Annotated in this window: 16 protein-coding genes; 5 read left to right on the forward strand and 11 right to left on the reverse strand. The window is 36.2% G+C overall.

The annotated features are described in order from the left end of the window. Positions 1–47: 47 nt before the first annotated feature. Positions 48–656 carry a LysE/ArgO family amino acid transporter gene (locus tag CCK98_RS18005; RefSeq protein WP_088087824.1) on the forward strand — a complete coding sequence of 203 codons (609 nt, stop codon included), beginning with the start codon at positions 48–50 and terminating at the stop codon, positions 654–656. A 206-nt stretch (positions 657–862) separates the two neighbouring features. Further along, on the forward strand, positions 863–1,831 hold the full coding sequence (locus tag CCK98_RS18010; protein WP_088087825.1) for an NAD(P)-dependent alcohol dehydrogenase: 969 nt from the start codon (positions 863–865) through the stop codon (positions 1,829–1,831). A 428-nt stretch (positions 1,832–2,259) separates the two neighbouring features. Here CCK98_RS18010 and CCK98_RS18015 read toward each other — a convergent pair whose 3' ends face one another. The 6 genes from CCK98_RS18015 to CCK98_RS18040 form a co-directional block, all read right to left on the reverse strand. Next, entirely contained in the window at positions 2,260–3,420 is a 1,161-nt protein-coding gene (locus tag CCK98_RS18015) for a DUF4317 domain-containing protein (RefSeq protein WP_088087826.1), read from the reverse strand. Positions 3,421–3,670: 250 nt separating this feature from the next. Then, a complete protein-coding gene (locus CCK98_RS18020; RefSeq protein ID WP_088087827.1) occupies positions 3,671–4,126 on the reverse strand; it encodes a universal stress protein in 456 nt (151 codons plus the stop codon). Between the two features lie 50 nt (positions 4,127–4,176). Then, positions 4,177–5,586, reverse strand: coding sequence for a DHA2 family efflux MFS transporter permease subunit (locus CCK98_RS18025; protein WP_373408538.1), 1,410 nt, complete (start codon positions 5,584–5,586; stop codon positions 4,177–4,179). Between the two features lie 330 nt (positions 5,587–5,916). Continuing rightward, entirely contained in the window at positions 5,917–6,477 is a 561-nt protein-coding gene (locus CCK98_RS18030) for a TetR/AcrR family transcriptional regulator (protein ID WP_088087828.1), read from the reverse strand. Between the two features lie 149 nt (positions 6,478–6,626). Beyond that, positions 6,627–7,079 (reverse strand): MarR family winged helix-turn-helix transcriptional regulator, encoded by a 453-nt coding sequence (locus CCK98_RS18035; RefSeq protein ID WP_088087829.1) that lies wholly within the window; start codon positions 7,077–7,079, stop codon positions 6,627–6,629. Between the two features lie 186 nt (positions 7,080–7,265). After that, complete coding sequence (locus tag CCK98_RS18040) at positions 7,266–8,258, reverse strand: peptidoglycan recognition family protein (protein ID WP_088087830.1); 993 nt, start codon at positions 8,256–8,258, stop codon at positions 7,266–7,268. 279 nt (positions 8,259–8,537) lie between these two features. Here CCK98_RS18040 and CCK98_RS37080 point away from each other — a divergent pair, with 279 nt between their 5' ends. Both CCK98_RS37080 and CCK98_RS18050 read left to right on the forward strand, forming a co-directional pair. Further along, complete coding sequence (locus CCK98_RS37080; RefSeq protein WP_088087831.1) at positions 8,538–8,792, forward strand: PAS domain-containing protein; 255 nt, start codon at positions 8,538–8,540, stop codon at positions 8,790–8,792. Between the two features lie 21 nt (positions 8,793–8,813). After that, positions 8,814–9,143, forward strand: coding sequence for an ATP-binding protein (locus CCK98_RS18050; RefSeq protein ID WP_256942393.1), 330 nt, complete (start codon positions 8,814–8,816; stop codon positions 9,141–9,143). Between the two features lie 87 nt (positions 9,144–9,230). Here CCK98_RS18050 and CCK98_RS18055 read toward each other — a convergent pair whose 3' ends face one another. Together CCK98_RS18055 and CCK98_RS18060 are read right to left on the reverse strand one after the other, a co-directional pair. Then, positions 9,231–10,055: a GNAT family N-acetyltransferase gene (locus CCK98_RS18055; protein ID WP_088087832.1), complete on the reverse strand. Its 825-nt coding sequence runs from the start codon at positions 10,053–10,055 to the stop codon at positions 9,231–9,233. Positions 10,056–10,220: 165 nt separating this feature from the next. After that, on the reverse strand, positions 10,221–10,685 hold the full coding sequence (locus CCK98_RS18060; RefSeq protein ID WP_088087833.1) for a Gmad2 immunoglobulin-like domain-containing protein: 465 nt from the start codon (positions 10,683–10,685) through the stop codon (positions 10,221–10,223). A 348-nt stretch (positions 10,686–11,033) separates the two neighbouring features. Here CCK98_RS18060 and CCK98_RS18070 point away from each other — a divergent pair, with 348 nt between their 5' ends. Beyond that, positions 11,034–11,504, forward strand: a complete 471-nt coding sequence (locus CCK98_RS18070; protein ID WP_088087835.1) for a DinB family protein — start codon at positions 11,034–11,036, stop codon at positions 11,502–11,504. Between the two features lie 1,159 nt (positions 11,505–12,663). Here the strand turns inward: CCK98_RS18070 and CCK98_RS18080 are convergent. The 3 genes from CCK98_RS18080 to CCK98_RS18090 all read right to left on the reverse strand — a co-directional run bounded on the left by CCK98_RS18080 (position 12,664) and on the right by CCK98_RS18090 (position 14,543). Next, positions 12,664–13,164 carry an aminodeoxychorismate lyase gene (locus CCK98_RS18080; protein ID WP_088087837.1) on the reverse strand — a complete coding sequence of 167 codons (501 nt, stop codon included), beginning with the start codon at positions 13,162–13,164 and terminating at the stop codon, positions 12,664–12,666. Then, positions 13,154–13,537: a hypothetical protein gene (locus CCK98_RS18085; RefSeq protein WP_306298951.1), complete on the reverse strand. Its 384-nt coding sequence runs from the start codon at positions 13,535–13,537 to the stop codon at positions 13,154–13,156. Before CCK98_RS18085 ends, CCK98_RS18080 begins: the two co-directional genes overlap by 11 nt. A gap of 202 nt (positions 13,538–13,739) precedes the next feature. Beyond that, positions 13,740–14,543, reverse strand: coding sequence for an RDD family protein (locus CCK98_RS18090; RefSeq protein WP_088087838.1), 804 nt, complete (start codon positions 14,541–14,543; stop codon positions 13,740–13,742). Positions 14,544–14,613: the final 70 nt, after the last annotated feature.

Below are 14,613 nucleotides of genomic sequence, written 5' to 3' on the forward strand. Positions count from 1 at the left end.
TAATCAAATCTAATACAATGCAGTTATTACATATCAGGGGGAGAAAAATGTTAGAAGCAATTTTACACGGAATGATCTTAGCATTCGGTTTAATCCTACCTTTAGGGGTACAAAATGTTTTTGTCTTTAATCAAGGTGCAAGTCAGCCCAAATTCGTGAGGGCACTGCCAGTCATTATTACCGCAGCTATTTGTGATACTTTGCTTATTTCAATAGCGGTCTTAGGAGTGTCAGTCGTTGTACTTGGTTCTTATTGGATAAAAATAGTTCTTTATATAATTGGTAGTTTATTTTTACTCTACATGGGTTTTGTTGTATGGAGGTCTAAGCCTCAAAATGTACAGGAAGTAGGATTAGCTTTTTCATACAAAAAACAAATATCTTTTGCTATGTCAGTGTCATTATTAAACCCACATGCCATTTTAGATACCGTTGGTGTAATCGGAACAAGTTCCTTAAAATACATAGGCTTTGAGAAAGTAGCATTTGCTGTGGCATGTATATTCGTTTCGTGGGTATGGTTTGCAGGATTGGGCATAACAGGAAGAATGCTCGGAAAAATAGACAAATCAGGTAATTACCTAGTGGTCCTAAATAAAATTTCTGCTATCGTCATGTGGGGTACAGCTGTTTATATTAGTTCTTCACTTTTATAAAATAATTTCTGGCCATTAGACAGCTCTCCAACAAGCGACCCCCTCCTTACAAGGACAAGTCCATGAAAATCTTCGTTTTTAATTTTTTTACTAATTCCAGTCTGAATATCTTTAACTAGAATATCTTTTAATTTGAGGGTCTTTAGAAAGATTTATCTGTTTAATGGATTAAATGGAGAAATTCGAAGGCAATTAGGAGGTTAATTATGAAGGCTATCGTTTCTAACAAATATGGTCCACCTGATGTGCTTGAATTAACAGAGGTGGAAAAGCCTATCCCAGAGGACAATCAAGTACTTGTGAAAATTCATGCAGCATCGGTGAATTATGGTAACATAGTCCTTTTGAAGGGTGAACCGTTCTTAGCACGGTTTGCTTTTGGTCTTCTGAAACCAAAATACCCTATACCTGGAGGCGACATAGCAGGTATGGTTGAAGCAGTTGGCAAAGATGTTACGCAGTTTCAACCAGGCGATGAGGTATTCGGAGACCTATCTGGATGTGGTTGGGGTGGTTTTGCCGAATATGTTTCTGTTCCCGAAAATGTATTAGCCTTGAAACCAGCCAATCTTTCATTTGAGGAAGCTGCAGCTGTACCTATGGCGGGAGTCACTGCGTTACAGGGCCTCCGTGATAAAGGCAAGATCCAGTCGGGACAGAAGGTATTGATTAATGGTGCCTCTGGTGGTGTGGGAACTTTCGCCGTACAGATTGCCAAATCCTTCGGGGCTGAGGTAACTGGGGTGTGCAGTACGAGAAATTTAGATATTTTGCAATCGCTTGGAGCTGACCATGCCATTGATTATTCAAAGGAAGATTTTTCTCAAAAAATGCAGAGTTATGATCTTATTCTTGGGGTGAACGGACATAAACCACTTTCAGACTATAAGCGTACATTAAGTCCCAATGGAATTTTTGTTCACGTCGGGGGTTCCGGAGCACAAATGTTTCAAGCAATGGTCCTTGGGCCTTGGATTTCAATGACCGGAAGTAAGAAAATGGGTACTTTTTTACAAAGGTCAAACCAAAAAGATCTGATATATATTAAAGAACTGCTTGAAGCCGGTAAAGTAAAACCCGTTATTGATAAACGTTATAAGTTGAGTGAAGTGCCCGAAGCTTTCAGGTATTTTGAAGAAGGTCATGCTCAGGGAAAAGTTGTCATTACTATGTGAATCATCTTTAAAAGAATAATAAAGTAGTAGAAAGAAGTCAATTTGTTAGATAATTTAAGGCTTTGTGGTTCCAGTTAGCAACCCGACTCGTATATACGTTCATTATGACCGCTTCAGTGATTTTATCAGCGCAGATGGGCTTTATGAACCCTTCTTATGGACCGTTTCAATGATTTATTAGCGCAGACGGGCTTTATAAATACTTCTTATTACCCATCTCCTAAAATTATTAAACCAAGCGGGCTATATAAATCGCTTTTATCAATAACCTCGGTCTTTTATTAACTGAATTGTATTTGTTATAAAAATAATCAAAAATCATCTTTAATTATAAAGAGAACGCACATTTAGACCTAACTAAAGTTTGCGTTCTCTCTATGTTTGTTATAACTATCAAAGGAAAGTTCGTTATCTGTCCCTGAAACGGATTAGAGCGTCTCCGATTCTAGTCGAAATCCTTCCACGACCACATCTTCATCAATCTCCAATAATAGGCACCGTTTTCCTTGGTACATAATATATTTTACATTTTTCAGCTCTTTCGGGCTGATGGATACATCTGCCACTTTCGTATTGATTTTTATGGATTTAGGAACTAAACTGCTTGCTTTGAATTCATGTTTTTCGTCATCAACGACAGCTTTGAAGGCATGTTCCACTTGGGCAGTCTCGACATTTTCAACCCCGCTTACTGTTAAGATGCGTTCGATGTCCCGATAATCCAATGTAGGAGCTTCACTTTCTTCGCTTTCTTCATTTTCCTGCACCATTTTATCGATTTCCTCATAGACATTCGAAATGACCTTGGAATCCACTTGGTCTCCTATTACTTTTTTTAAGATCTGTTCGAAGCTGTCCTTATCTTCCTGGGCAGTAATGATCTCTTCGCAATTGAGGACCACTTCAATAAATGTCCCATCTGGTTGATTCGCTTTTCCTGCACAATAAAGAATATGGTTTACATCTGCAGAATTGTCATTAAAAGCAGGGAACAGAAAGCCTGACAACGGAGACGCTAGATTGATAATTGGATCAAAGACGTTATTCGATTTGAATTCTTTCTCGATATAATCAAACAGCAAGGCTTTTTTCGGCTGATCCGTTTTATTGAGACTGCAGAGGATAAACTCGTTGGAATAAACTTCATCATTCCCACCTTCTTCGGATTCTAGGTCTCGTTTCCTGGTAACCTTTCGATATTCTCCTCGAATAAATGTCACCATCGTATCAAACTCATAAACCGTATGAGCAAACATTTTTCCGACAATTTGCAGCATGTTTTCTTTCCAATCTTCTGTTGAATCAGCTCGTAATCCATCGAAGAGGATATGTTGTGTACTGTCTTCTACATCCCGGATAAATTTGAGTTCAAACAGTTTGGCATCGAGATAACCAGTCAAAACCTTTTTAAAGTTGGCCAAAAACAATTCTTGTGCTTCTAGTTCTAACATTTGAAACGGTTGACTGACATGATGGTAAATCTCACCTGTTTCTTTCTGAACATAAACATTGAAGATTTCTCGAATTTTCATGAGATCATTGTCGAATTTAAATTGCTTACGGATTTCAGCGATATCTTTTTTATTCATATGTATCAGCTCCCGTTCATGATTATACTGTTCAGACAGGAAAATAGGAATACTCTTTACCATCTCCTACCTGTTCTATTTTTCAATTTTTGCTAAAAATAAATAAACCATTCGTAAATGCTCGCTTTTACGAATGGTTAACTGACATTAGCAGCTATTAAATATTTTAATCAAAAGTATCTTAAAAAACATTGGATTGATGTTAATTACGTTATAATAATCTATTCGCCCGTTGATGTTTGAAGTATATTTACCCTATAACAGCATGTATACTAGGTCTGCGGATTACTAAAACATCACATTTAGCTGATCGTACAATTGCTTCAGAAACAGAACCAGTCAAGAATCGTTCAACAGCATTTAACCCTGTAGCGCCACACATAATTAAATCTGCCTTAACTACCTTTGCAATATCTCCAGTAATGATCACTTTTGGAGAACCAAATTCGATGATTACTATTACGTTTTTAATACCAGCGCCCTCAGCTTGTGACTTATAGCTATTTAACAGTTCCTCTGATGACCTCTGTGCTCGCTCAACAACTGAACGGTCATATGCTTCGAATGAACGAGAATTGATTACGTTTACTATGGTTAAAATTGAATTTTTGTTACGTTTTGCAACATCGATTGATTTTTGAAATGCGTATTCTGCTTCTTTTGAACCGTCTACAGCTACTAAAATACTTTTATAATGATTTAGCATCTGTCCTAATTCCCTTCTAAAATTATTAGAAAACTGTTTTTTTCTTTAGATTAATTTGGCTTTTTGATAAATAATGACAATACAACATTAATCACCGCTAACACTAAACTAATGGTAAACACTAGGGAAGTTCCCGCTGCTGCTGCATGTGGCAATTCATTGGCAGTGGCTGCTAAGTAACTAGTTTCTTTGGATGAAAAAATCGATACCATTACCGCAATACCAATAGCGCCCGCTACCTGTTGAATCGTTTGAGTGATTGCGATTCCATCTGGATAGTATTGTTTCGGAAGAGAATTTAATGTGTTTGTTTGTACAGAAGCAAGCACCGCCCCTATACCCAACATCATGAAAATATGAGTTACCACGACCATCCATAAAGCCGTTTCAGTGCCAAATTGTGCATAGAGTGCATAACCAATCGCTACTAAAATGGTTCCAGGTATAATAACCGCTTTCGGACCATATTTGTCGAATAGACTACCAATGCTTGGAGCTAATACACAGTTTAGTAAGCTGCCTGGCAGCAAGATAAGACCTGTTGTAAAAGCTGCAATTAATAAAGACATTTGCATATACATTGGTAAAATAACAAGCATGGACAACATATTAAAGAACGTAATAAAACTCATAAAGACACCAAGTACGAACAGTGGGTACTTAAATGCTCTTAGATTCAGCATCGGATTCTCCATTTTCGTTTGACGAATGGAAAAAAGAATAAGTGCTGCTAATCCGACAATGATGGACCCAAGTACGGCAGCGCTAGTCCAACCGGCATCACCAGATACACTGAATCCGTAAACGACCCCACCGAATCCAATGGTTGAGAGAATAACAGATACTGCATCTATCGAAACCTTACGAATCTCATTCACATTCGGTAAATAAAGGAGTCCAAAAATAAGAGAGAACAGTAAGAAAGGTAAGGTAACCCAGAAAATCCAATGCCAGGATAATGTATCTAAAATAAGCCCTGCAATGGTTGGGCCTAAGGCTGGACCAGCTAACATAACTAAGCCCATAATTCCCATCGCGGCGCCTCGTTTATTTGGTGGGAAGATGGTAAAAATAACATTTTGCGTTAAAGGTAAAGCAATCGCTAATCCTGCTGCTTGGATAACACGTGCCACCAATAAAAGACTAAATATAGGAGCTATTGCTGCTAGAATGGTCCCGATAAGGGATAGTGATATAGCAGTCAAAAACATTTGTCTTGTTGTGAATTTTTGCATCAAAATACCCGTTACTGGTACTAAAATACCTAATGTTAAGAAATAGCCTGTTGCTAACCATCCGATCGTCGTTGCATTCACGTTAAATATTTGGGCTAAATCTCCTAAGGCGATATTTAATGCCGTTTCACTAAAAAGCCCGACAAATCCAGCTACAAAAAGAGCCGCCATAATCGGAGCTGTTTTGTATTGTTTTTTCTTTTTCACCATCGTGTCAGTCTTGATTTTTTGTTTCTGAACTGTATTGATTTGTTGATTCACTAATAAAAACTCCTTTAATTAAAATTTCATTTACCCCTTCGTCTTCCCTTCTTACTAAAAAAGAATTGTCGTAATTTCAATTTCAGCAAAGAGCATTTCCGTAGTACACCCCCGAACACTAAACGGTTCGTTAACTATATCAAAAATTTTTTCCTTATGTCAACTCAGTTGACAATATTTTTTTATTAAGTTATTATCAACTGAGTTGACTATTTTAGAAAAAGAAAAAACCCCCACTTCGTCAAATAGATTGACAAAGCAAGGGTTTTTAGAATTCAATGATTTATTGATTCATTAGAATTTCTTTAATAGATTGGGTAATACATGCGAAATAATTTTGAGTGGACTGCTTTCTTTTTGTGTCAAACAAAGCATAATTCCACCTTCAATAGAAGCCGTCATCATGAGAGCAATTGAATGAGCAGTCTCTTTGGAAAACCCATCTGCTACTAACTTGATCGAATAAATCTCTTGCATTTTTGAGTAAAGGTCCGAACAGGAATCTCGGACTGGTTCACTTAAAGATCCCATTTCACTAACAATACTCGTAAACGTAGAACCAGCAATCGTACCTTCGCGTTCAAAGTCAACTACTAATTTATCAATCATCGCCTGTGTGGCTTCTTGAGTAGTTGGAAACCGTTTGAAAGTGTTATCAATATCCGCAGTAATCACTTCCTTTATGGACTGAAGGCAAGCAATTAGTAATTCTTCTTTTCCATTTGGAAAGTGATGATAAAACGAACCTTTTGAAATATCACATGCTTTTAAAATTTCGGTTAAGCCTACACCTTTATATCCTTTTTGCTGGAAAAGCGTAGTCGCAATGTTGATTATATGTAGTTTTGTATCCATTTCTGTTGAAAAACTCCTTCATACGGACCGGTCTTTTTATTACTATATCAATAAAGTTTTCCATATTTCAAGAATTTTAAGGTAATTTCCATCAAAAAAGGAGTAAATCATTTAATTAGATTAACAAAGCGGGGGTTTTTTGCTATTTTTTATATCTTCCAATCTAACTTTAATATTCCTTTTAGAATACTTACTTGTTCAGTCCCTATTTTTTCTGCAATTTTATTCTCAAGTTGGGCTTTAAGGGCCGCGTTTTTTTCGTAGCATTCTTCTCCTAAATCTGTTAACTGGATACACTTTTCTTTCTTGTTGTTTTCTACATTGTTGATTTCAACTAATCCTTTTTCAGAAAGCTTTTGGATAAACTTATGTATCGCCTGACGTGAAATTTCTACATTTTTTGTAACATACGAAATGCTAGGCTGTTTTTTATAAATCCTAGCCATGATATACCATTCAGAATTTGAAATATAAATCTCACTTTGATCGTTCCAAGCTTTCTCTGAGATACTTCGGACCAAACTATGACGCTCACTTAATAAGTCGATAAGATCTAAATTTTGTAATTCAGCGTTTGAAATCAAATGATTCACTCCAATCATAATCCTCGCACCTACTATACAAAATACGGTAATGGTTGTCAATTTGGTTTACTTCCATAGCCCGACAAGGTGCTAAAGAAGATAATAACCTTAGCTAAATCTTTTCATTTTCTCAAATAAATACTGCACTCCATATAAAATATAAATTCTTTATATAGATAAAACTTGTCCTCATGAAATGTTTGTTTAATGCCTATTCGCTAAAATTTCTTGCATCTTGCGTGACACGAGGGGATAAAAATTGTTAATCGCGCTAGTTGTGGAATTTCCCCCGAAAAATCCTGTCCCTGGGCACGTTTTTACATTATAATCTGGCCCTCTATCTAGCACTCTTTCCTTCGTTCTCAAATTCCACCAATGATGATAAGTAATAGTATCAATGGAAGGAGTTAATCCGAATTTTATAGATAACATGGCGGTAATATAAACAATGGTTTCCTTCTGTTCGGCAGTCATAACATCATGACCTTTATCGAAGTTGCCAACATTTTCGATGGTAATCCCTGTTTTATTAGCCTTTGGCCCAATAGTGCCTTCGGGGGCTATGTTAAAAGGCCTTGAAACAGCTACTTTTCCATCCGGAAAGGTGGTAATATTCTGAGCGATATTACTCCAGCCCATTCTTCTCTTATTGAAATTTTCCATCCCCATCAACATTCTAAAATGATTGGATACATTAAAATGCTTATATGACGGTAACCATGTGTGATGCTGCTGAATGATAGTTACCTTCCTATTAATTCTAGCGTTAAATAACCAGTCGCTAAATTCCTCCCTCGTCATCAGGATATGCTGACCTTGCATGGTCATTTTTTTAGGAGGAATCTTTAATACTTGCCCGATATAAAGGTCTTCTGATGAAAGTTGATTCTTTGCTTTTATACTGTCGACTGTAGAATGAAAGGCTAATGAAATTCCCCTCAGGGTATCTCCGGCAATCACTTCATACATGATTGGAACCCACAACTTCTGCCCCACTAATAATGAATTGGATTGCAATCCATTGGTTACCTTGAGATCATTAACTGAAGTGTTATATCTATTTGCTATTCCAGGTAAAGTATCCCCTGATTTTACCAAATAAATATTACTAGGTTTATTACCAGCAGCCTGAGCAGGAAATGGATGAATAAGCATGATTACAATCAAACCAAAGACAATGACAAAATTATTTTTCATTTTACATATCCTTTCAAAGTAAATCAGTTTAATCTTGCAAACTTAAAAGGAACGTGAAATAAAATAGCATTAAAAAAGCATACTTGCATTGTATTCTTTCGAACTTTTCATGACTTTTACCTATTATTTTGTACTACTTTTAAGTAATTATGTCGTTTCTGTGAACATTTTGTTTTTAAGACGTTACTACACGATTGAATACATAAATTGGTATTTAAGTTTGGCTACTTTATTGATAAACTAATTTCTGACAAAAAGAGATAAAAAGTGGGGATTTAATTGAATCTAACAATAGATAATTTAGACTTTCACCAATTAGTTGAGAATTCCCTTAACTCGATATTGATTGTTTGTGAAGATCAAACGATCCGCTACTGTAACAAAGCTGGTTTACACTTACTAAATCTTCCATCTCTAGATCAAATATTAAATAAAAAAATAAGCCAATTCCTCCCTCCTAATCTTCATGATATGTGCAATGAAGGATTAACCAGGGTTAAAAATTTTATTCCGTTGAGGTTGAAATGGACTTAAGAGATTCTGATAAGAGATTTTATGGAAAGAAAAAATTTACTCTTAAAATCTTTTTTCAATCTGATCAAGAATGCCATTGAAGCAATAATGGCCGATGGAAAAATAAAAATTGAGCATTATTATCATGAAGGTTGGATTCATATTAAGGTGAGTGATACAGGGCAAGGTATTCCTGAAGAAAAGTTGGTCATTTTAGGAACACCTTTTTATTCTAGTAAACCAGATGGAACGGGACTAGGATTGACGCAAGTGTTTACAACGGTACACGAGCACGGGGGAAATATTTCGGTTCAAAGCTTGGTTGGAAAAGGCACAACGTTCCATATTCAACTTCCAGTTAAAAAGGTCTAAGATTTTTTATGATTTTGGCTCTATTTAATACCATATTAAAAAAATAGCTTGGCAATCGCCAAGCTACTCCCTCTACAGTACTTGAAATTAATCAAGATATTTATAGTAATCCTGGGAATGGTAACTTTTAAATCCACATGATTCATAGAGCCTTAGGGCATGGGAATTTTTGGCTTCAACCTCTAGAAAAATAGGCAGCCCTTTTTGATGTTCCATTTTTACCACTCTTGATAAAGCGTTTCTCCCAATCCCTTTTCCCTGAAGCTCTGGAAAAACAGCAAAACCATAAATCCATGCTTCTCCATTGGATTCGGAAACACGCATTTTTCCAGCAGTTTTTCCTTCTACTTCAATAAGTAAACGTTGATCACTGCTGTTCTCCCGAATCAACTGATTAAATTCCCTTGCTGCATTTTCATTCAATCCAAATCCCAAGACTTCGAGTCGTATTTCTGCTTCCCAATCCTCATTTGTAAAGGACTTCCTTAAGGTTATATTGGGATCCATAGACAATTCAGTTTCCTGCCATTTCATTTGATATTCTGCTAACGAAAATACACATGGAATATTCTTTAAAAACTGCTTGGCAGATTGTGATTCTGTTGGAGCATTTAACAAAACAGTGGTAAAACGTTTTTTCGCTTCTCCAAGTCCCATTTCTAGCAACTTAGAAAATAACCCTTTCCTTCGATAATCCGGGTGCACCATCCCGCAAAGCTCCACTTTATCTCCAAAACCATAGCATCCAAGAAAACCGACAAGCCTGCCATCTCCATAATGGAAGAAGTCTTCCTTTTTATTTCCTAACCGATTTTCAAGCATATCAAAATTCAGCTTGAGCTGAAATCCTCCCTCTTTTTCACAAACCTCTTGAAGTGCTTTTATTTCTATCAATTCTTCCTTTGTTAGCATTCATTTCACCTCTGTTCATATTCACCTATTCCTATTCTTGACCATGCCGTGTCATTCCTTCTTTTCAAAAAACAAAATACATTTAAGGTAATTTGCATGCCAAATAGTTCAAGAAAAGGGCGTTCAGTTGTGATGAGGTCTTCGAAAATACATTTAGTTAGTTGGTTAAGGCTTTGAAATTGGAATTTCTAACGTATTTATTTTTGATCCATCTTTTGCTGAGTAAACAAATAATTCAAATTTAGCATTATTAGAAGATACTAACCCTTTTTCGAAAGTGATTTTAAATTCACCCCAGGCAGGTGCACCCGCTGTTTGGTAGTTACTTTCTTTGACCACTTTCTCGCCATCGTAAAGAGCATATTGAAACACCCCTTCAAATACTTGGGCTTTTCCGGTTATTGTGAGTGTATCTGAAGTTTCCGTGACGACAACATCTTTAAACACTTCATTTTGATACACTTTTTCCTCTGGTTCAGGTGTAACAGGCTCTTCAGGTTTGGATGGATTTTCTCCCTTTGGTTCAGTTATAGGTGGTTTATCTTTCACCACGTCTTTTTGTTGGTTACAAGCCGCTAAACTGATTGCAGCTATTATCATCGCGAACAAATAAGCAATTTTCTTCATCATTTTATCCCACCTATTTTTCTTTTAACTTATTATATTGTATTTCTTTTCATAAAAACCCTGTTTTTAAACATCGAAACTAAAAAAAATATAATCCGTCTATATTTTTGAGGTGGTAATATGCGGAAATCAAAAAGTCTGTTATTTTTATTAATGATTGATGGTCCTAACAGGCTGCCAGACATTAGGCCAACATACAGTAATTGATTGGGTTGATTTTATTAAGTGGGATGATAAAGAGTATGATGGGATCTATTCTGGTGTTCTTGCTGATGAAAATTATATAGGAAAATTTCGCACGAACGTTCATTCGCATATAATTAATATATGCCTTACTAAGGAGGAATTTTTATGAAGTCAATCGATTTAATTATTCTAAACTTTAATGAAGTAAGAAGGAGAAGCATAAAGGTCTGGACATCTATTCCTGAAGAAAAGCTTCTCTGGAAGCCAGATGATGAAGCAATGAATTGCCTAGAAATGATTAGGCACGTACTAGAAAGCGAACATTACTATGACCTTGCAATTAGAAATAGAGGGAGTTTAGCCGCTTTCGATTCCCCTTTCGAAAATCAGCCCTTCACTTCTGTAAATGCAGAATTGGAATTTGCAGAACCCTACCGAAAGCAATTCATTGATACTATTAAGTCATTTTCTGAAGGTGATTTAGAAAATATAAAAATTGACCGCTCTGAATCGGGGTACATAAGAGATTTAGGGGATATGCTTTTACGTGTTGCCTATCACGAATCCGTTCATACTGGGCAGTTATTGGATTATTTAAGGACCGCAGGGGTTCCAAGAATCCGTATCTGGGATTAAGCAATTCCATCTTGGATAACAAAAAAATGGTACACCTTTATTATTACACAGTTTGTGTCAAATGTGGCATTAACGAGATAGATATTTTCATTTCTCTTTTTCCACTAACTTGCCCGGTAGTGGAAAAAGAAAAAAAGGCTGCAGCAGCAACCTGAGTTTCAATTATTGCACCCGTGCGTTAGCTCAACAAGCACCAGGTTTTTAATTGAACTCTTCCGTGAACCCTTAGGGGTGGAATTTTGTAGTTTGAATGGATTTATTATTCACGGATAAAATATAAAGGTTAAAACTAATCGCTCATTTATTTGCTTAAGGAGAAAAATAGAGGTGCAAAATGAAGAAATCAAAAATGCTATTAATATTACTGTTTGTTCTTCCCTGGCTTTCATTCCCTCTATTAGGTCGGAGAACAATAATTAGATTTTTACCCGCCACTATTTTAATTAGTGTCATCTCAAAAATATTATACACGATAGGTAAAAAGCGTAGGTGGTGGTTGTTTTATACAAAAGTAAATCCTAAAATAAGCGGTGACACTGCATTTGTATTTGGTCCTTTCTTTCTTTCAGCACTCTGGATTCTTAAATTGACATACAGTAGATTTCCTTTGTATCTAATTACAAATATTATAGTTCATATTTTATTTGATGTTTGGGGATTAAAACTTTTAAAACGAAAACGAATAGTTACATTAGTCAGAATAAATCCATTCCAGCATTTTTTGTTCCTTCAAATGAGAGCCTTGCTTTTATATAGCTTTCAATTATTGTTTGAGAAAATAAGAAAATATAAAAACCCTTTATTGAATAAAATGAACTGAGACCCATAAAATGGACAGTCTAAATAAAGACCGAATATTTTAAGCTGCTAATAAGTGACTCCGGTATTGTGCCGGAGTCATTTTATTTAGGCTCCATTGATATCCTTTCTAGATCCGATTCGTGTTGTACATTTGGATTCTGTTCTAGTAGTTTCATTTGAATTTCATTAAAAATAATTTTACTCATTATATGTCCTCCGCTCACATCATTGAGTTTGATTATAAACGGGTTTTTGTGAAATGGACACAGAAAAACCCGAATAAGGGACTTTTTATAAAGTGTCCATTATTCGGGTTATAGTTCACGGTAGATACTGTCCGTCTTTGTTTTATAGATGGTTACTTTTTAAAAATAGTCGCGATGACTTGATCATAGGTCATTTCTGTATCGACTGTGAATGTACCCGGACGCAAATTTTTCTCGACACCTTTTTTCTCTACATCTCTTGAGAATTTAAAATCATCAGGTACGATTTTTGCTTTTTCAAGCATTCTACCAACATCGATGCTGGTCATCCCTTGTGTCACTGAAATAACTGCTCGATAGACGATCTTTTTGGAATTATTATTGGCTGAAGCTGCTGAAGCTGTTGAAGCAGCTTTTTTGGTTGCCTCTATTGTCTTATCATAGTCTGCCTTCGGTTGAACAATATACCCAGCTGTTAAAAGCTTATCTTTCATCTCTGCTTCAGTTGGCTGAAGGACTGTTTTCTGCTCGCTTTTGGTAGGTTTGGGAGCTGCTTTTGTGACTGCAGGATCTTCAGTGAAGTAAACAGCACCACAAATGGTCGAAGCTAGAAGAATTCCGGCCGCAAAGCTGCTCACTACATTAAATTTCATTTGCTATTTTGCTCCTTTCATCCTTTGCTGCTAGATAAGGTGCAAGGAATTGGTTAATTTCACTCTCTGAAACTTGTTTTTTCTGAGCAATAGTCTCAATCGAATATTTGCGTTTATATAAATCTAGTACTTCACGCTTAAATATCATTTCTTCTGGAGTCAGTTGAACGCCTGCTTCCTTTGTGACCACTTCTATATCAAGTTCCAAATTGCGAATTTGCTCGTGCACGTTATTGATATCTTTCATAACAGCCACATGAACCATATCAATTTCCTTATGTTTTTGTTTTTCTAAGTTGCGATTCGATATAATTGAAACGATTAGCAACACAGCTGATATCGCAATCAACAGAATTATAGTCCATTCCATCATATTAGTTTCCTCCTTTTTTACATAGCAATCCACAATTCCCTATTATACATCCTAAATATAAATATTTCGATTAAAACCGACTAAATGAGACACAAGTCGGATGGATTTGACAAATCGAACCTCCTTTTCTATAAAATTACTACACGAAAAAAAGCAATGCAGGTACGAATGCATTACTTTTTTCGTGGTTTTATATTCATCCTCACATTTCAAACTCCCATTCATCCTTAAGAATTAAATAAAGGACAAGAAGAGTGTTTTCTAAATCAAAGGTTTTTTCCCCTTCTGGAACCAGGCCGATTTTCGGAAATAACAGTTCGGCGATTTGTTCCGTGAGTTGATTTCTTTCCATTAACGGGATTTGCAAAAAACGGCTGGCATATGTACTGACGAGCTTCCAATCCTTAGTTCCCAATGATTTCAGCGTCCATTCATCAATAGTGAGATCTTCCTTGGTAAGCTCTCTGTTGTTGATTTCTTCTTCGAGAGGTGATGGTTTCTTATTCCGTTTTGCCTTGCGCTCATGAACGACAATCGTCCCAGCGACAAGATCGCCGAGCCGTTTATGTTTAGAATGGAAAAAGATCATAATAATACCTAGAAAATAAGCTGTCGGCAAGGAATCAATGATTCGGATCAGATTCCGGATAAAGCTGGAAAGCAACGTGATGCTATGACCGTTTTCCTGAATGACCCGGATTCCCATTAACTTCTTCCCAAGTGTTCTCCCCCCCGAGAAAAACTCAAACGCAAAAAAGTAGCCCAAATTAACGAGAAACAACATGATAATCGTTATTGCAATAGGCAGTGAATTCCCGATCAAAACAAATTCCATTTTTGACATCCCGTCCAGGATGAAAAAAAGAACAATCAAGGACAAAATGTTAAAAGCCATTAATAGTAACTGGTCAATGATAAAGGCTGCAGACCTGCTGCCTAAACCAGCGATTTGAAACTGAATCGACACGAATTCGGGTGTTTTTATATCTACATGATCTTCATTCATAAGCTTCCCCCGTCACATGGTTGATTATTTCTATTTCTATTTTTCTACAATATTACTATAATAAGGAGAA

The organism is Bacillus sp. OV166, assembly GCF_900177675.1.
Lineage (GTDB): Bacteria > Bacillota > Bacilli > Bacillales > Cytobacillaceae > Neobacillus.

What these genes read in the sequence shown, in the direction of transcription:
- CCK98_RS18040 (WP_088087830.1), bottom strand. Translation starts at nt 8,258, where the DNA reads ATGAAAAATAATTTTGTCATTGTCTTTGGTTTGATTGTAATCATGCTT.
- CCK98_RS18070 (WP_088087835.1), top strand. Translation starts at nt 11,034, where the DNA reads ATGAAGTCAATCGATTTAATTATTCTAAACTTTAATGAAGTAAGAAGG.
- CCK98_RS18060 (WP_088087833.1), bottom strand. Translation starts at nt 10,685, where the DNA reads ATGATGAAGAAAATTGCTTATTTGTTCGCGATGATAATAGCTGCAATC.
- CCK98_RS18020 (WP_088087827.1), bottom strand. Translation starts at nt 4,126, where the DNA reads ATGCTAAATCATTATAAAAGTATTTTAGTAGCTGTAGACGGTTCAAAA.
- CCK98_RS18050 (WP_256942393.1), top strand. Translation starts at nt 8,814, where the DNA reads ATGGAAAGAAAAAATTTACTCTTAAAATCTTTTTTCAATCTGATCAAG.
- CCK98_RS18015 (WP_088087826.1), bottom strand. Translation starts at nt 3,420, where the DNA reads ATGAATAAAAAAGATATCGCTGAAATCCGTAAGCAATTTAAATTCGAC.
- CCK98_RS18005 (WP_088087824.1), top strand. Translation starts at nt 48, where the DNA reads ATGTTAGAAGCAATTTTACACGGAATGATCTTAGCATTCGGTTTAATC.
- CCK98_RS18090 (WP_088087838.1), bottom strand. Translation starts at nt 14,543, where the DNA reads ATGAATGAAGATCATGTAGATATAAAAACACCCGAATTCGTGTCGATT.
- CCK98_RS18080 (WP_088087837.1), bottom strand. Translation starts at nt 13,164, where the DNA reads ATGAAATTTAATGTAGTGAGCAGCTTTGCGGCCGGAATTCTTCTAGCT.
- CCK98_RS18010 (WP_088087825.1), top strand. Translation starts at nt 863, where the DNA reads ATGAAGGCTATCGTTTCTAACAAATATGGTCCACCTGATGTGCTTGAA.
- CCK98_RS18055 (WP_088087832.1), bottom strand. Translation starts at nt 10,055, where the DNA reads ATGCTAACAAAGGAAGAATTGATAGAAATAAAAGCACTTCAAGAGGTT.
- CCK98_RS18030 (WP_088087828.1), bottom strand. Translation starts at nt 6,477, where the DNA reads ATGGATACAAAACTACATATAATCAACATTGCGACTACGCTTTTCCAG.
- CCK98_RS18035 (WP_088087829.1), bottom strand. Translation starts at nt 7,079, where the DNA reads ATGATTGGAGTGAATCATTTGATTTCAAACGCTGAATTACAAAATTTA.
- CCK98_RS18085 (WP_306298951.1), bottom strand. Translation starts at nt 13,537, where the DNA reads ATGATGGAATGGACTATAATTCTGTTGATTGCGATATCAGCTGTGTTG.